The organism is Rhodococcus sp. NPDC003322 (genome assembly GCF_053589555.1).
Genome location: NZ_JBSFSC010000003.1, coordinates 825288 through 842131, shown reverse-complemented (window position 1 = coordinate 842131; position 16844 = coordinate 825288). Strand labels below are relative to the sequence as shown.

Annotated in this window: 13 protein-coding genes and 2 pseudogenes; 3 read left to right on the top strand and 12 right to left on the bottom strand. The window is 70.6% G+C overall.

Translation table 11 applies throughout. From position 1 onward, the window contains the following. Positions 1-126, top strand: a pseudogene (locus ACWDUM_RS16190) (SDR family mycofactocin-dependent oxidoreductase); the annotation flags it as partial. Here the strand turns inward: ACWDUM_RS16190 and aroQ are convergent. The 10 genes and pseudogenes from aroQ to ACWDUM_RS16140 form a co-directional block, all read right to left on the bottom strand. Then, the gene (gene aroQ, locus ACWDUM_RS16185) at positions 101-526 is read right to left on the bottom strand and encodes a type II 3-dehydroquinate dehydratase (RefSeq protein WP_450114993.1); all 426 of its coding nucleotides are present in this window, start codon (positions 524-526) and stop codon (positions 101-103) included. The pseudogene ACWDUM_RS16190 and the gene aroQ sit on opposite strands and share 26 nt — an antisense overlap. Then, positions 523-1632: a 3-dehydroquinate synthase gene (gene aroB, locus ACWDUM_RS16180; RefSeq protein ID WP_450114994.1), complete on the bottom strand. Its 1110-nt coding sequence runs from the start codon at positions 1630-1632 to the stop codon at positions 523-525. The genes aroQ and aroB overlap by 4 nt, the downstream gene beginning before the upstream one ends. Next, complete coding sequence (locus ACWDUM_RS16175; RefSeq protein WP_450114995.1) at positions 1629-2156, bottom strand: shikimate kinase; 528 nt, start codon at positions 2154-2156, stop codon at positions 1629-1631. Before ACWDUM_RS16175 ends, aroB begins: the two co-directional genes overlap by 4 nt. Beyond that, positions 2153-3340, bottom strand: a complete 1188-nt coding sequence (gene aroC, locus ACWDUM_RS16170) for a chorismate synthase (RefSeq protein WP_450134765.1) — start codon at positions 3338-3340, stop codon at positions 2153-2155. Before aroC ends, ACWDUM_RS16175 begins: the two co-directional genes overlap by 4 nt. Before the next feature lie 43 nt (positions 3341-3383). Continuing rightward, positions 3384-3809 carry a prepilin peptidase gene (locus ACWDUM_RS16165; protein ID WP_450134720.1) on the bottom strand — a complete coding sequence of 142 codons (426 nt, stop codon included), beginning with the start codon at positions 3807-3809 and terminating at the stop codon, positions 3384-3386. A gap of 50 nt (positions 3810-3859) precedes the next feature. Continuing rightward, the gene (locus ACWDUM_RS16160; RefSeq protein ID WP_450134719.1) at positions 3860-4699 is read right to left on the bottom strand and encodes a shikimate dehydrogenase; all 840 of its coding nucleotides are present in this window, start codon (positions 4697-4699) and stop codon (positions 3860-3862) included. A gap of 10 nt (positions 4700-4709) precedes the next feature. Next, positions 4710-5906, bottom strand: a pseudogene (locus ACWDUM_RS16155) (endolytic transglycosylase MltG); the annotation flags it as partial. A gap of 23 nt (positions 5907-5929) precedes the next feature. After that, complete coding sequence (gene ruvX, locus ACWDUM_RS16150) at positions 5930-6478, bottom strand: Holliday junction resolvase RuvX (protein WP_450134718.1); 549 nt, start codon at positions 6476-6478, stop codon at positions 5930-5932. Beyond that, positions 6475-9141 (bottom strand): alanine--tRNA ligase, encoded by a 2667-nt coding sequence (alaS, locus tag ACWDUM_RS16145; protein ID WP_450134764.1) that lies wholly within the window; start codon positions 9139-9141, stop codon positions 6475-6477. The genes ruvX and alaS overlap by 4 nt, the downstream gene beginning before the upstream one ends. A 164-nt stretch (positions 9142-9305) precedes the next feature. Next, positions 9306-10706: a replication-associated recombination protein A gene (locus ACWDUM_RS16140; protein ID WP_450134717.1), complete on the bottom strand. Its 1401-nt coding sequence runs from the start codon at positions 10704-10706 to the stop codon at positions 9306-9308. 130 nt (positions 10707-10836) lie between these two features. On the opposite strand from ACWDUM_RS16140, the gene ACWDUM_RS16135 reads away from it, so the two are divergent. Continuing rightward, on the top strand, positions 10837-12474 hold the full coding sequence (locus ACWDUM_RS16135; protein ID WP_450134716.1) for an alkaline phosphatase D family protein: 1638 nt from the start codon (positions 10837-10839) through the stop codon (positions 12472-12474). A gap of 67 nt (positions 12475-12541) precedes the next feature. On the opposite strand, the gene ACWDUM_RS16130 is transcribed toward ACWDUM_RS16135, so the two are convergent. Both ACWDUM_RS16130 and aspS read right to left on the bottom strand, forming a co-directional pair. After that, complete coding sequence (locus tag ACWDUM_RS16130; protein ID WP_450134715.1) at positions 12542-13768, bottom strand: kinase; 1227 nt, start codon at positions 13766-13768, stop codon at positions 12542-12544. A 156-nt stretch (positions 13769-13924) separates the two neighbouring features. Then, the gene (aspS, locus tag ACWDUM_RS16125) at positions 13925-15697 is read right to left on the bottom strand and encodes an aspartate--tRNA ligase (protein ID WP_450115002.1); all 1773 of its coding nucleotides are present in this window, start codon (positions 15695-15697) and stop codon (positions 13925-13927) included. A 165-nt stretch (positions 15698-15862) separates the two neighbouring features. Between aspS and ypfJ the strand changes: the two genes are divergently transcribed. After that, positions 15863-16801, top strand: a complete 939-nt coding sequence (ypfJ, locus tag ACWDUM_RS16120) for a KPN_02809 family neutral zinc metallopeptidase (RefSeq protein WP_450134714.1) — start codon at positions 15863-15865, stop codon at positions 16799-16801. Positions 16802-16844: the final 43 nt, after the last annotated feature.

Below are 16844 nucleotides of genomic sequence, written 5' to 3'. Positions count from 1 at the left end.
GACATCATCGCGGTCGACATCTGCGCTCCGATCCGGGAGGGGGCTGTGATCGCGCCCTCCACACCTGACGACCTGGCCGAGACCGCGAACCTGGTACGCGTCAGCGCTCGGCGAGGAATCGCAGCGCGAGGGCGTAGCCCTGGACGCCGGCCCCGACGATGACGGCGGTCGCGATCGGGCTGAGGTACGAGTGGTGCCGGAACTCCTCACGGGCGTGCACGTTCGAGATGTGCACCTCGACCAGACCGGCGGTCAGTTCCGCGCACGCGTCCCGCAGGACGACGGAGGTGTGGGTCAGTCCGCCGGCATTGAGGATCACCGGCTCCCCCGCGTCGGCCGCGTCATGGATCCAGCCGAGCAACTCGCCCTCGTGGTCGGACTGCCGGACCTGCACGTCGACCCCGAGCTCGGCGGCGGTGCGTTCACACAGCGCGACCAGGTCGGCGTGCGTGGTGGAGCCGTACACCTCGGGCTGACGCCTGCCGAGCCGACCGAGGTTCGGCCCGTTCACCACCTGGATGGTCACAGCAGCACCGTACCGGCGGTTCCGCCGGGCTCGCGCGAGATCGCGGAGTAGGCGGCGGCCAGCAGCGTCGGATCCGGGCCCTCGAGGCGGCTCGGCTTGGCGAGTCCGTCGAGGACGACGAACCGGAGCATCCCGGCCCGGTTCTTCTTGTCGGTCTGCATGCCCTTCATCAGGTCCGCGAACGCGTCCGCGTCGTAGCCGGTGGGCAGGCCGATCAGTTCCAGGATCGTCTTGTGCCGGTCCGCGGTGGCATCGTCGAGGCGACCGGCGAGACGACCGAGCTCGGCGGCGAACACCAGGCCGACGGACACCGCGGCACCGTGGCGCCAGCGGTACTTCTCACGACGCTCGATCGCGTGCCCGAGGGTGTGGCCGTAGTTGAGGATCTCCCGCAGGTTCGACTCCTTGAGGTCCGCGGCGACGACCTTCGCCTTGACCTCGACGGAGCGGCGGATCAGTTCGGGCAGCACGTCGCCGGTCGGGTCGAGCGCGGCCTCGGGGTCGGCCTCGATCAGGTCCAGGATCACCGGGTCCGCGATGAAGCCGGTCTTGATCACCTCGGCCATGCCGGCCACGATCTCGTTGCGCGGCACCGTCTCCAACGTCGCCAGGTCGATCAGCACCGCGGACGGTTCGTGGAACGACCCGACGAGGTTCTTGCCCGCCTCGGTGTTGATGCCGGTCTTGCCGCCGACCGCGGCATCGACCATCGCGAGCAGGGTGGTCGGCACGTGCACGACCTTCACCCCGCGCATCCAGGTCGCGGCGACGAACCCGGCGAGGTCGGTCGCGGCGCCGCCACCGAGGCTGACGACGGCGTCGCTGCGGGTCAGGCCGATCCGGCCGAGCACCTCCCAGCAGAAGCCGGCGACCGCGAGATCCTTGCCGTCCTCGGCGTCGGGGATCTCGATGCTGTGCGCGTCGATGCCCCGGTCCTTCATCGCCGCCTTGAGCACGTCCGCGGTCGCCGCCAGCGTCGGCTGGTGGATGATCGCGACGGTGCGAGTGCCGAGCAGTTCACCGACGATGTCGTCGAGCAGGCCGCGCCCGATGATCACCGGGTACGGGCTGGCCGTCTCGACCTGGACGCGCACGGGTTCGGTCACTGTCTGCCTCTTTCCTTCGGTGGTTCGAGTTTGGCCAGCAGCTGCTGCACCACCCGGGCGGGGCTGCGGCCGTCGGTGCGCATCCGGATGGTCGCGACCTCCCGGTAGAGGGGTCGGCGGCGGCGCATCAGGTCTCGGTACTTCTGTCGCGGGTCGCCGCCGTTGAGCAGCGGCCGGGTGGTGTTCGCCCCGGTCCTCTTGAGCCCCTCTGCGACGCTGATCTCCAGGTACACGACCGTGTGCCCGGCCAGCCGGGACCGGGTGGCGTCCGAGAGGATCGCGCCGCCGCCCAGGGACACGACGCCGTCCTGCTCCTCGAGCGCGCGCCGGACCACATCCTCCTCGATGGTCCGGAACGTCGGTTCGCCGTCCTCGGCGAAGATCTCCGGGATGGTGCGCCCGGTCTCGCTTTCGATCGCAACGTCGGTGTCGTAGATGTCCACGTCGAGCGCCCGGGCCAGGCGGCGTCCGATCGTGGACTTGCCCGCCCCCGGCGGCCCGATCAGGACCGCACGCGGAGTCACCGCGCCAGCCGCTCCCGCACGGCCGCGAGGTAGCCCTCGACGTTGCGCTGGGTCTCGGCGGCGGAGTCGCCACCGAACTTCTCCAGCGCGGCCTGCGCGACGACGAGCGCGACCATCGACTCGGCGACGACACCGGCCGCGGGCACGGCGCAGACGTCGCTGCGCTGATGGATCGCGACGGCTTCCTCGCCGGTGGCCATGTCGACCGTGGACAGCGCCCTCGGGACGGTGGAGATCGGCTTCATCGCGGCACGCACCCGCAGCGCCTCGCCGTTGGTCATGCCGCCCTCGAGGCCCCCGGCCCGGTTGGTCGAGCGCAGCACGCCGTCGGGGCCGGGCCGCATCTCGTCGTGGGCGGCGCTGCCACGGCGGCGCGCGGTCTCGAAGCCGTCGCCGACCTCGACACCCTTGATGGCCTGAATTCCCATGAGCGCGGCGGCAAGTCGCGAGTCGAGACGGTTCTCGCCGCTGATGAACGATCCGAGTCCGACGGGCAGTCCCTCGACGATCACCTCGACGACGCCGCCGAGGGTGTCGCCGTCCTTCTTGGCCGCCTCGATCTCCGCGATCATCGCGGCCTCGGCCGCCTTGTCGAATGCTCGGACCGGGCTGGCGTCGACGCTCTCGAGATCGGCGGCCTGCGGTCCGGGACCGACGTAGGGCTCGGACGCGCCGATCGAGATGACGTGCGAGACGACCTCGACGCCGAAGACCTGGCGGAGGAAGTTGCGGGCCACGGTGCCTGCGGCGACCCGGGCCGCGGTCTCACGGGCGCTGGCGCGTTCGAGCACCGGCCGCGCGTCGTCGAAGCCGTACTTGAGCATGCCGGAGAAGTCGGCGTGCCCGGGCCGCGGGCGGGTCAGCGGCGCATTGCGGGCCAGGTCCTTGAGCAGTGCCTCGTCGACCGGGTCGGAGGCCATCACGGTTTCCCACTTGGGCCACTCGCTGTTGGCGATCTCGATCGCAACAGGACCGCCCATGGTGCGGCCGTGCCGGACGCCGCCGACCATGGTGACGACGTCCTTCTCGAAGCTCATGCGGGCGCCGCGGCCGTATCCGAGGCGGCGGCGGGCAAGTTGGGTGGCGATCTCGTCCGAGGTGACCTCGACCCCGGCGACCATTCCGTCGAGCATCGCGACGAGGGCGGGTCCGTGGGATTCTCCGGCAGTTATCCAGCGCAGCACGCCGACCATCATTCCACGCGGCAACCACTGCAATGCACACCGGTCACAGAGACAACGAGACGAGCGTCGCCAGGCACATGGACGGCCCGTGAGGCAGGCTCGCCGCGCGGCTGCCGCCGATTCGCAGGACGACACCGGCGGCCGCCGTCAGAATCAGCGCCCCGACCGCGGCCGCGAGCCACACCCGCGCCCCGGCGACGCCGGTCACCGCGCCGAGACCGACCGCGAGTTTGACGTCGCCGCCGCCCATCGCCGCGGGCGCGACCAGGTGCACGAGCAGGTAGCCGCCGGCCAGCAACGCGGCCCCGACCAGCGCCGGACGCAGGTGGCCGGTGGCCGCCGCGACCGCGAACATCACCACCGAACCCGGCAGCGTCAGCAGGTTCGGCAGCCGACGCCTCCGCAGATCGATCACGCTGAGCCACCCGCACCACGCGGCGAGCAGCAGGAATCCCCCGATGTCCCCCATGACGGCAGCGTGCCATGCGTCGGCGCCGGCACCCCGGACGCGACCTGGGGTTACGCGCCGCCTGTGGATGAAAGCGGCGGCAGTACCGCGGCCATCGCCTCTCTCGGCGCCGGCCGTCCGGTGAACTGTTCGACCTGACCGAACGCCTGGTTGAGCAGCATCCGCAGGCCGTCGACGACGGTGCCGCCCGCCGCCTGGACGGCGGATGCGAGCGGTGTGGGCCACGGGTCGTAGATCGCATCGAACACGACCGGGGCGTGCGCGACCGCCGCGGCGTACGGGGCCACGGCGGCGGCCGGGACCGTACTGACCGCGACGGCTGCATCCCGGCACACGTCGGCCATGGCCGACTCGTCGAAGCTCTGGTGGCGGGCCCGCAGTCCCACCGCCCGCGCGCAGTCGAGAGTTTCGCCGGCCCGGTCGGCGGACCGCGCGACGACGGTGACCTCGACGGCCCCGAGGTCGGCGAGCGCACGCAGCGCGGGACGGGAGGTACCGCCGGCGCCGATGACCACGGCGCTCGACCCGCTCAGGTCGACGACGCCGACCTCGGCGAGCGCGCCGGCGACACCGTCGACGTCGGTGCAGTCGGCACGCCAGCCACCGTCGATCCGGACCAGGGTGTTGGCCGAGCCGACCTGCACGGCCCGCTCGGTGCGTTCGGTCGCGTATGCGAGCGCGGCGAGCTTGCCGGGCATCGTCACCGACAGGCCGACCCACTCCGGTCCGAGACCGTCGACGAGCGCGGGCAGTTGCTCGCCGGTGCACTCGATGCGGTCGTACGTCCAGTCGGTCAGCCCGAGCGCCCGATACGCGGCGAGGTGCAGTTGCGGGGACCGGGAGTGCTCGATCGGCTTGCCGAGGACCGCTGCCCTGCGCGGTCCGGTCACGCCCGAATTGTCAACGCCCACTGCTCAGGATCCCGCTTTCGACTGCCTTCTTGCTGTTCTCGAGATGCTCGGTGTAGCTCTTCGTGAACAGGGTGGTGCCCTTGTCGTCGATGGTGACGAAGTACAGCCAGTCCCCCGCCGGGGCGGTCTCGACCGCCTGCACCGCCGCGATGGAAGGCGAGGAGATCGGGGTGGCGGGCAGCCCGTCCTTGGCGTACGTGTTCCACGGCGTGACGGTGGCCCGGTCGACGTCGGTGGTGGCGAGTTCGGTGGTGTCGAGCGCGTAGTTGACGGTCGAGTCGAACTCCAGCCGCTGCGGCACGGCGAGCCGGTTGACGATCACCCGGGCCACCTTCCCGAAGTCGGCGGGCAGCGACTCCCGTTCGACCAGCGACGCGGCGATCAGCACCTGGTACGGGTTCAGCCCGACGTTCGTGCCTGCGGTGGTGATGCCCGTCGCCTCGTACTTGGCGGCGCTTCCGCTGACCAGTCCGCGCAGGATCTCGGTGGGTGTCGCGCCGGGGTCGAAGTCCCAGCTGCCGGCCGCGATCAGGCCCTCCAGCTGGCGGTTGCGATCCGGAACGCCACGCACCTGCGCCAGTGCCCAGTCGGGGACGCCGAGTGCGCTCAGGTCGACGCCCGCGCCTGCCGCGTCGAGGTCGGCGACGCTGACGCACTGGAGCGCGCCGGACGCGGACGGCAGGCAGCTGGCCTCGGAGATCAGGGTGTAGATGCCACGTTTGGTGGCGCCGGTCTTGACGTCCCGGGTGTCGTGCAGCTGCCGACCCTCGGAGATCACCAGCGACCCGACCCGCGAGGACGGGTCGACCAGCGCGCTGACCGCCTGGGCCGCAGGCAGCTTGGACTCGACATGGTAGAAGCCCGGCTGCAGCGAGTTCATCGACGCGTTCTTCACGGCCGCGTTGTAGAACGCGGAACTACTTGCCACCACGTCCTTCTCAGCCATCTGAGCACCGATCTCGGTGGCGGTGTCACCGGAGCGGACCTCGACGACCACCTCCGGTCCGGCCTCGCCGTCGGCGTAGTCGGCGGGCAGGTCGGGCCCCCCGAGCAGCCCCTTCGCGACGTATCCGGCGCCGGCGACGGCGGCCACCCCGACCACTGCCGCGGCGACGACGGTCGCCCTCCGCCCGCGTTTGCGGCGGGAGGCCGCGGCCTCACGGGCTCGGCGGGCGTCTGCACGGCTCACATACTGCCGGTGCTCGTCGGTCACTCGTGGTCCTCCGTCGAAAAATCCTCGGTCTGCGCCGTACGCAGCACCGCGCTTCGCTGATCGAGCCACCCCTGGAGGATCGCGACGGCCGCAGCCTGGTCGATCACCGACCGCTGACCCTTGGCCTTGACCCCACTCTCGCGCAGGGCTCGCGACGCGGTGACCGTCGTGAAGCGCTCGTCGGTCATCCGGACCGGGACCGGAGCGATCCGGTCCCGGAGCCGGTCGGCGAATTGCAGGGCCAGACCGGCGGCGGCGCCGCGCTCCCCTCGCAGGGTTTGCGGCAGACCGACGATAACCTCGACCGCCTCGTATTCCTCGACTATCGCGACGAGGCGCGCCAGATCGCTGGTATCCGCCCTGCTCTTGGCCCGCGGCACGGTCTCCACCGGCGTGGCGAGGATGCCGTCGGGGTCGCTCGCCGCGACCCCGATCCGGACACTCCCCACGTCGATGGCGATCCGCCTGCCCCGGCCGGGGTCGTCGACGCCGGGCTGGTCGGCACGACCGGGCTCGGAGGCACCCGGTCCTTGCGCATCGGTCACCCGGCGAGCTCGGCGACGCGGGTCCGGACCGCGGCGAGCGCGGCGGGGATGCCGGACGCGTCGGCGCCCGCCCCCTGGGCCATCTCCGGCTTGCCGCCGCCGCGGCCGCCGATCAGCGGGCCGAACGCACCGACCAGTTCACCGGACTTGATGCCGAGGTCCTGCGCGGCCTTGTTGGCGCTGACGACGAACGGCACCTTGCCGTCGGTGGCGCCGAGAAGCACGACCACGGCCGGTTCGGTGCCGAAGCGACCGCGGATGTCGGTGACGAGGGTGCGCAGGTCGCCGCCGGAGACACCGTCGGGCGCCTGCTCGGCGACCAGGAGCAGGCCCCCGATCCGCTCGGCCTTCTCCACGAACCCGGCCGCCGAGGCGAGTACCGCGGCCGCCTTGGTGGCCTCGAGTTCCTTCTCGGCGACCTTGAGCCGCTCGACGAGCTGCTCGACGCGGCCGGGCACCTCCTCGGAGGGCACCTTCAGCGCGGTCGCGACGCCCGCGAGCAGCGCGCGTTCCTTGGCCAGGTAGCGGTACGAGTCGAGGCCGACGAAGGCCTCGACGCGCCGCGCCCCGGAGCCGACGGACGACTCGCCGAGCAGCGTGATCTGGCCGATCTGTGCGGACGACTGCACGTGGGTGCCACCGCACAGCTCCATCGAGAACGGTCCACCGATCTCGACGACGCGGACCTCGTCGCCGTAGTTCTCGCCGAACAGTGCCATCGCGCCCATCGACTTGGCCTTCTGCAGGTCGGTGACGAACGTGTTGACGGTGTGGTTTGCGGCGACGGCCTCGTTGGCGACGGCCTCGATGTCGGCGAGTTGCTGCGCCGACAGCTGGTTCTGCCACGCGAAGTCGAATCGCAGGTACCCGGGCTTGTTCAGCGAACCCTTCTGCGTGGTGTTCGGGCCGAGGACCTGCCGCAGTGCCGCGTGCACCATGTGCGTGCCGGAGTGGCCCTGGGTGGCGCCGGACCGCCAGGACGGGTCGACCTGCGCGAGGATCGCGTCGCCCTCGGTGATCTGGCCCTCCTCGACGGTGACCCTGTGCACCCACACCTTCTTGGCGATCTTCTGCACGTCCCGGACCCGGACCTTGAGGCCGGGCGCGGTGATGGTGCCGATGTCGGCGATCTGGCCGCCCGACTCGGCGTAGAGCGGGGTGCGGTCGAGGATGACCTCGACCTCCTGCCCGGCGGTCGCGGTGGGCACCCGGACGCCGCCGGAGATCAGCGCGAGAACCGTTGCTTCCGTGGTCAGTTCGACGAAGCCGGTGAATTCGGTCTCGCCTCGGTCGACGAATTCCTTGTAGATGCTCAGGTCGGCGTGCGCATGCTTGCGGGCCTGCGCGTCCTCCTTGGCCCGCTTGCGCTGCTCGGCCATCAGCGAGCGGAAGCCGTCCTCGTCGACGGACAGGCCGGCCTCGGCCGCCATCTCGAGGGTCAGGTCGATCGGGAATCCGTAGGTGTCGTGCAGGACGAACGCCTCGTTGCCACCGAAGACCTTCTTTCCTGCGGCCTTGACGTCGTCGGCCTCGGCCTCGAACATCCTCGAACCGGACGCCAGGGTGCGCAGGAACGCGGTCTCCTCGCCGACCGCGACGGCGAGGATCCGCTCGAAGTCGGACTCGAGGACCGGGTAGGACGGCGCCATGGTGTCGCGGACGACGGTGACGAACTCGCCCATGCTCGGCTTGTCGGCACCGAGGAGCTTCGCGGAGCGGATGATGCGGCGCAGCAGCCGGCGGAGCACGTATTCGCGGCCCTCGTTGCCGGGGTTGACGCCGTCCGCGATGAGCATCACCGCGGTGCGGGCGTGGTCGGCGATGACCCGGAATCGGACATCGGCGTCGTGGTCGCTGCCGTAGGTGCGACCGGTCAGCTCCTCCGCCTTGGTGATGACCGGTCGCACCAGGTCGGTCTCGTAGACGTTGTCGACGCCCTGCAGCAGGAACGCAACCCGCTCGACACCCATGCCGGTGTCGATGTTCTGCTTCGGCAGCGGCCCGAGGATCTCGAAGCTGTCCTTGCCGCTGCCCTCGCCACGCTCGTTCTGCATGAACACGAGGTTCCAGATCTCGAGGTAGCGGTCCTCGTCGGCCTCGGGCCCGCCCTCGGCGCCGTACTCGGGACCGCGGTCGTAGTAGATCTCCGAGCACGGGCCGCACGGGCCGGGGACGCCCATCGACCAGTAGTTGTCGGCCATGCCCCGGCGCTGGATGCGCTCCTCGGGGATGCCGATCTCGTCGCGCCAGATGTCGCGGGCCTCGTCGTCGTCGAGGTAGACGGTGACCCAGAGGCGTTCGGGGTCGAAGCCGTAGCCGCCGTCGTCCTGGGAGTCGGTCAGCAGCGACCACGCGTGCTTGATGGCCCCGCGCTTGAAGTAGTCGCCGAAGCTGAAGTTGCCGGCCATCTGGAAGAAGGTGTTGTGGCGGGTGGTGACGCCGACGTTCTCGATGTCGCCGGTGCGCACGCACTTCTGGACGCTGGTGGCGGTGGAGTAGGCCGGGGTCTGCTGGCCGAGGAAGAACGGCTTGAACTGCACCATGCCCGCGTTGACGAACAGCAGGTTGGGGTCGTCGAAGATCAGCGAGGCGCTGGCCACCTCGGTGTGACCCGCCTTGACGAAGTGGTCGAGGAATCGCCTGCGGATCTCGTGGGTCTGCACCTGGTTGCCCTTCGCGTGTCTACTGAATCTGTCGTCGATGTCGCCGGGTACGGCAAATCGACCCTTCACAAGCTTAACGTCAGCGTCATTCGAGTTCTTCTGCGCAGCCGCGCACCGGACGTGATCTGCACACTCGGTGGGGTGAAGATCACGCACCGGAGGCGTCAGCCGCGCACGATCCGCCGCAGCTTGCCGACCCGCGCGCCGATCTCGCGTTCGGCGCCGTGGGTGGTCGGCTCGTAGTAGTCGACGCCGACGAGTTCGTCCGGCGGGTACTGCTGCGCGAGCACGCCGTCGGTGGTGTCGTGCGGGTACTTGTAGCCGATCGCGTTGCCGAGTTTCTGCGCCCCGGCATAGTGGCCGTCGCGCAGGTGCGGCGGCACCGTCCCGGCCTTGCCCGCCCGGATGTCGGCCATCGCGGCGCCGAGGGCCGCGGTCACGGCGCCGGACTTCGGGGCGGTCGCGATGTGGATGGTGGCCTGCGCCAGCGCGAGCTGCGCCTCCGGCATCCCGACGAGCTGCACGACCTGCGCGGCCGCGGTCGCGGTCTGCAACGCGGTCGGATCGGCCATGCCGACGTCCTCGCTGGCGTGGATCATCAGGCGGCGGGCAATGAACCTCGGGTCCTCGCCTGCGACGATCATCCGCGCCAGGTAGTGCAGCGCGGCGTCCACGTCGGAGCCGCGCAGCGACTTGATGAACGCACTGGTGACGTCGTAGTGCTGGTCCCCGTCGCGGTCGTAGCGGACTGCGGCCTTGTCGACGCTGGCCTCGACCGCCTCCAGGTCGACCACCGCGTCGCCACGATCTAGGACCGTCCCGGACGCGGCCTCCAACGCGGTCAGCGCCCGCCGCGCATCACCGCCCGCCAGCCGGACCAGGTGATCGGTGGCCTCCTCGGTCAGCGTGACCGCGCCGCCGAGTCCCCGCGGGTCGGTCACCGCCCGGTCGAGCAGTTGCCGGATGTCGCCCTCGGTCAGCGACTTCAGCTGCAACACCAGGGACCGCGACAGCAGCGGCGAGACGACGGAGAACGACGGGTTCTCGGTGGTTGCGGCGACCAGCAGCACGATCCGGTTCTCCACGGCCGCGAGCAGCGCGTCCTGCTGGGTCTTGGAGAAACGGTGCACCTCGTCGATGAACAGGACGGTCTGCTCCCCTGCCGTGAGCCGGCGCCGGGCGAGGTCGATGACGGCGCGGACGTCCTTGACGCCGGCGGACAGCGCCGACAGCGCCTCGAACCGGCGCCCGGTTGCCCGGGAGATCAGCGACGCGAGGGTGGTCTTGCCGGTGCCGGGCGGGCCGTACAGCATCACCGACGCCGCACCCGACCCCTCGACGAGACGGCGCAGCGGCGCGCCGGGGCCGAGGAGATGATCCTGGCCGAGCACCTCCCCGAGCGTCTCGGGGCGCATCCGGACCGCCAGAGGCGCGTCGGGCCGGGTCGGTGCGAGCCCGCCGGTGACGCCGCCTGCGCCCGCGGCCGGTTCCCGGTCGGCGCCCGGCGCCTCGAACAGGCCGCTCTCCTCGGCCGCGCTGTCGGACGGTCCCAGCCAATCGCTCACGGGCTCGAACCTACCCGGCTGGGCGCGGTCGGCGACCGGTGGGCGACCGCTGTCGGAACAGTGCGTGAACACCCGATCGGAACCGCCGTCAGCGATTGAACAACCGTCCAGCTTCGGCTGTCATCCAGGGATGCCCGCCAACGACACACCCCTGTTCACCCGGCGCACACTGCTGCGCGGCTCGACCCTCGCCGCCGGCGCAGCACTGCTGTCGGGCCGGACGGCGGCCGCGGCCCCGGTCCCCGCGTTCGCGCACGGGATCGCCTCCGGGGATCCGCTGCCCGACCGGGTGATCGTCTGGACCCGGATCACCCCGTCCCCGGAGGCCGTGCCTGGATCGGGCGCGGGGGTGCCGGTGCCGGTGCGCTGGGAGGTCGCCGCCGATCCCGGGTTCACCTCCGTGGTCCGGACGGGCACCGTGACCGCGTCCCCGGACGCCGACCACACCGTGAAGGTGGACGTCACGGGGCTGGCGCCGGCGACGGGTTACCACTACCGGTTCACCGCGCCCGACGGGACGCGGTCCGCGACCGGCCGCACCCGGACCGCTCCGCACGTCGACGCCGACGTCGCCCGGCTCCGGTTCGGTGTGGTGTCGTGTTCCAACTGGGAGGCCGGGTACTTCTCGGCGTACCGCCATCTCGCCGCCCGCGACGACCTCGACGCGATCGTGCATCTCGGCGACTACATCTACGAATACGGCCGCGGCGAGTACGGCGCCCGCGGCGGATCGGTGCGACCGCACGATCCGCCGCACGAGATCGTCTCGCTCGCGGACTACCGGATCCGGCACGCGCAGTACAAGACCGACCCGGACCTGCAGGCGCTGCACGCCCGGCTGCCGTTCATCGCCACCTGGGACGATCACGAGACCGCGGACAACGCCTGGGTGGGTGGCGCCGAGAACCACACGCCCGCGACCGAGGGGAACTGGGCGAGCCGTTACGCCGCGGGCAAGCGCGCCTACCTGGAATGGATGCCGGTCCGTGTGATCCGCACCGATCAGCCGCTGTACCGGCGCTTCCGGTTCGGCCGGCTCGCGGAACTGTCGATGCTGGATCTGCGCAGCGACCGCGACGAGCAGGTGCCCGCCACGTCGGCGGCCGTCGACTCCCCCGACCGCAGCATCACCGGCCGCACTCAGCTGGACTGGCTCACGTCCGGGCTGACGACGTCCCCGGCGCACTGGCGGCTGGTCGGCAATCCGGTGATGATCGCACCGGTCCTGTTGCCGCCGTTGGATGTTCGCACGACCGAGGCCCTGACCGACGCGGTCGGGCTGCCGAGCGCCGGACTGCCGTACAACGCCGACCAGTGGGACGGGTACACCGCCGACCGGCGTCGGCTGTTCGACGCGCTCGCCGCGGGCGCGGTACCGAACACCGTCTTCCTGACCGGGGACATCCACTCGTCGTGGGCCGCGGAACTCCCCGTCGATGCGGCGGCCTGGCCCACCGGCCTCACCGTCGGCACCGAGTTCGTGGTGCCGTCGGTGACGTCACCGAACATCGACGACACACTCGGCGTGCCGCCACGGACCGCGTCACCGGCCGTCGAGGCCGCACTGCAGGCGACGAATCGGCACCTGCGTTACGTGGAGCTGGACTCGCACGGCTACGGAATCTTCGATGTGGACAGCAGGCGCGCCCAGATGGACTGGTATTTCCTGTCGGACCCGGTCGATCCCGGCGCGACCGCCCGGGTCGGCGCCAGCCTGGCGGTCGCCGACGGCACCCAGCGACTCTCCCCGACGACGCCGCTGCCCTGACCGGCCGGTCCGGCTGAAGAACGGACGGGGTCGCCGGCCCAGGTGAGCCGGCGACCAACGTCGGGCCTCAGGTCCAGACGTCCACGAGCCGTTCTGCAACGTCGTGGGCGTGGTCGGCGACCGCGGCCACCTGGGCGTGCTCGGCGAACTCGCCGAGTGCCCGCCACCGCGCGGTCAGCGCCTTCGACCGCGGCGCCGACAGCTGGTGCTCGCGGACCGCGGCGATGCGGGTGTGGTCCTCGGGCAGGAACCAGTAGGTCGACAGCCACACCCACACCAGCTGAGCCTCGAGGAGCCGGGAGTAGAGGGTGCGGTCGTCGGCGAGCTGCGGCCACATTCCGACGACCTCGGCTCGCCATGCCTCGATCATCGCCAGCGACCTCTGGGTGGACAGTTCGAAGCTGCACAGGCAGCCGGGGAACGAGATCAGCGCGTACGCGAGGTCGAGGGTGGCATCCCGGAATCCGCCCCACTCGTAGTCGAGGAACCGCACGCCTTCGTCGTTGACGATGATGTTGTCCGGGCACAGGTCGGACGGGCTGAACGCGCGGTGCCGGCCGCCGTCGAACAGGGCGGTCGCCCGCTGCGCGATCTCGAAGACCTCGGGTGCCACACCGACGCCGAGATCGCGGTCCAGCATGCCGGGCAGCTTGGGAACGGTGGACGTGACCTGGCCGGAGACGGCGTTGCCGAGCTGCGCGACACCCGATCGGCGCAGCAGCGCGGTGAAGTCCTCCTCCCGCCCGACGGTCGCGGCGTGCATCCGGCCCATCGACTGGGCGAGGGCCATCAGCGAGTTGGTCACAACGGACTCGTCCTGCCGCACGAGCAGCCGCGCGAGTGGGGTGGCGTCCCCGAGGTCGGTGAGGATCAGCAGGCGGGCGGACAGGTCGTAGGCGATCAGCGACGGACCGGGCCGGGTGTCGGTCGCCAGCGCGGTCGCGAACTGGTACGACACCGCTTCGCGCAGGAAGGCGGTGTCGGCGACCTCGCCGCGCACCTCGTCACCGGGACCGGCCGTGGCGCCTTCGGCAGAGCCGAACGTGCCATGCGGGTATACGGCGACGCTGCGCGCGTGCGCGACCTCGGAGAGCTCCCGAACCTGCTTGATCACCAGGGTTCGGGGCAGCGAGAACGGGTTCGCGGCGCACCGGACGCGCAGCACGACGGTGCGGCCGCTTCCCCCGAGATCGACGGGATCGACGAGGGTCACCGGTGCGCCGGTCCGGCGCTCGAGCAGCCGTTCGGCCGCGGCAACCACTTCTGAAACTGGATCAGCCAAGAGTGCGGTCATAGCGACACACAACCTACCCGTCCGAAGTGACACCGTGGGTGCACTCGTCGATGTCGATGACACCCGTTACCGCATTGCTCCCGAGCCGACCAGCAGGAACGGACCGGTCCGTACGCTTTGTTGCGAAACGGTCACGGCCGGCTCGGGAGCGGGAGGTCAGGCCTCTTCGGGCTCCGGCTTGAAGTCGATGCCCGACTCCTTGCGCTGCAGTTCGGTGATCGGCGCGGGTGCCTCGGTGAGCGGGTCGACACCGCCACCGGACTTCGGGAACGCGATCACCTCGCGGATGGAGTCCATGCCGGCGAGCAGCGCGGTGATCCGGTCCCAGCCGAACGCGATGCCGCCGTGCGGCGGCGCACCGAACGCGAAGGCGTCGAGCAGGAAGCCGAACTTCTCCTCCGCCTCCTCGTGCGAGATGCCCATCACCTTGAAGACGCGCTCCTGGACGTCCTTGCGGTGGATACGGATCGAGCCGCCGCCGATCTCGTTGCCGTTGCAGACGATGTCGTAGGCGTAGGCGAGCGCCGAACCCGGATCGGTGTCGAAGGTGTGCATCGACTCCGGCTTCGGAGAGGTGAACGCGTGGTGTACCGCGGTCCACGCGCTGTAGCCGAGCGCGACGTCGCCGCCGGCGACCGCGTCCGAGGTCGGCTCGAACAGCGGCGCGTCGACGATCCACACGAAGGCCCACTCGTTCGGGTCGATCAGGTCCTGCTTGCGGGCGATCTCGCCACGGGCGGCGCCGAGCAGGGCACGAGACGACTTGGTGGTGCCGGCGGCGAAGAAGATGCAGTCGCCGGGCTTCGCGCCGACGTGGTCGGTCAGACCTGCGCGCTCGGTGTCGGTGAGGTTCTTCGCGACCGGGCCGGTGAGCTCGCCGTCCTCGCCGACGAGCACGTAGGCGAGGCCCTTGGCGCCACGCTGCTTGGCCCACTCCTGCCAGGCGTCGAGCTGACGCCGCGGCTGGCTCGCACCGCCGGGCATGACGACCGCACCGACGTACTCGGCCTGGAACACCCGGAAGGTGGTGTCCTTGAAGAACTCCTTGCACTCGACGAGCTCCACACCGAACCGCAGGTCGGGCTTGTCGGAGCCATAGAGACGCATCGCGTCGGCGTACGTCATCCGCCGGATCGGGGTGGTGATCTCGTGCCCGATCAGCTTCCACAGGTTGGCCAGGATCTCCTCGGCGAGGAGGATCACGTCCTCCTGCGTCACGAAGCTCATCTCGATGTCGAGCTGGGTGAACTCCGGCTGCCGATCGGCGCGGAAGTCCTCGTCGCGGTAGCAGCGGGCGATCTGGTAGTACCGCTCGATGCCGCCGACCATCAGCAGCTGCTTGAACAGCTGCGGCGACTGCGGGAGCGCGTAGAAGTTGCCCGGCTGCAGGCGCGCGGGCACGAGGAAGTCGCGCGCGCCCTCCGGGGTCGAACGGGTCATGGTCGGGGTCTCGACCTCGACGAACTGGTGGTGTGCGAGCACCTCGCGCGCGGCGGCATTGACCTTGGACCGCAGCCGGATCGCGTGCGCCGGTCCCTCGCGGCGCAGGTCCAGGTAGCGGTACTTGAGCCGCGCTTCCTCGCCGGGGTTGTCGTCGAGCTGGAACGGCAGCGGCGCACTCTCGCCGAGCACCTCGAGGTGGGTTGCGTTGACCTCGATCGCGCCGGTGGGGATCTCGAAGTTCTGGTTGCCCTCGGGTCGGACCTCGACGACACCGGTGACCTTCACGCAGTACTCGGCGCGCAGCTTGTGTGCCTGCTCGAGGACGTCCTCGCTGCGGAAGACCACCTGGGAGACACCCGACGCGTCACGCAGGTCGATGAAGATGACGCCGCCGTGGTCGCGTCGCCGCGCAACCCAGCCGGTGAGGGTGACGGTCTGGTCGGCCTGCTCGGCTCGCAACGAGCCGGCGAGATGGGTGCGCAGCACGGGGTTCCTTTCACACTTCCAGTCACACAGGATCTGGGACTTCTTGTCCTGTGATCCTACGGAGGTGCGGATGCGAAGACACAATGCACCGGAGCATCGCGAACGACGCCAAGCGTGCCAAGCTGATACGTCATCGAGTAATGCGACAGCAAAGGGTGGCAGGCAATGACCTTCAACGAGGGCACACGGATCGACTCGGGCCGGGTCCAGGTCGGAGGAGGCGGTGGTGGCGGCGGCCGGGGCGGCAAGTTCGCGCTCGGCGGCGGCCTGGGTGGCCTCGTGGTTCTGGTCCTCGCTCTCCTGCTCGGCGGCAACCCGGGCACACTGCTCGGCAACCTCTCGGGCGCCACCGACAGCTCGCAGCTCGGCACCGGCGCGGTCGACACCCTGCAGAACTGCGAAACCGGCGCCGACGCGAACCGGGACGTGAACTGCCGGGTCGCGTTCACCGCAGCCAGCCTGGACTCGGTGTGGGGTCAGCAGCTCGAGGCCCAGACCGGCACCCGCTACGTCGAGCCGGGCGTCATGCTGTTCTCCGGTGCCGTGAACACCGGCTGCGGCACCGCCACCAGCGAGGTCGGCCCCTTCTACTGCCCCGCGGACACCACCGCCTACTTCGACACCAGCTTCTTCCAGCTGCTCGTCGACCAGTACGGGTCCTCCGGCGGCCCGCTCGCCCAGGAGTATGTGGTCGCGCACGAGGTGGGCCACCACATCCAGAACCAGCTCGGGGACATCGGGCGTGCGCAGACGGACCCGCAGGGTCCGGAGTCCGGTGCCGTGCGCACCGAGCTGCAGGCCGACTGCTACGCCGGCATCTGGGCGCACTACGCGGACAACCAGCCCGGCCCCGACGGCGGTGCCCCGTTCCTGAAGCCGCTGTCGCAGTCCGACATCAAGGACGCCCTCTCCGCGGCATCGTCGGTCGGTGACGATCGCATCCAGAAGGCCGCGACCGGCCGGGTCAACCCGGAGGGCTGGACGCACGGTTCCGCCGAGCAGCGGCAGAAGTGGTTCCTCACCGGCTACAAGACCGGCAAGGTCGCGGACTGCAACACCTACGCGGCCCGTGACCTGGACAACCCGGCGGCACTGGGAAGCTGATCTCCGACGCACTTCGCAGACGGCCGCCACCGACGCTCGCCGG

What these genes read in the sequence shown, in the direction of transcription:
- ACWDUM_RS16165 (WP_450134720.1), bottom strand. Translation starts at nt 3,809, where the DNA reads ATGGGGGACATCGGGGGATTCCTGCTGCTCGCCGCGTGGTGCGGGTGG.
- ACWDUM_RS16135 (WP_450134716.1), top strand. Translation starts at nt 10,837, where the DNA reads ATGCCCGCCAACGACACACCCCTGTTCACCCGGCGCACACTGCTGCGC.
- ACWDUM_RS16130 (WP_450134715.1), bottom strand. Translation starts at nt 13,768, where the DNA reads ATGACCGCACTCTTGGCTGATCCAGTTTCAGAAGTGGTTGCCGCGGCC.
- ypfJ (WP_450134714.1), top strand. Translation starts at nt 15,863, where the DNA reads ATGACCTTCAACGAGGGCACACGGATCGACTCGGGCCGGGTCCAGGTC.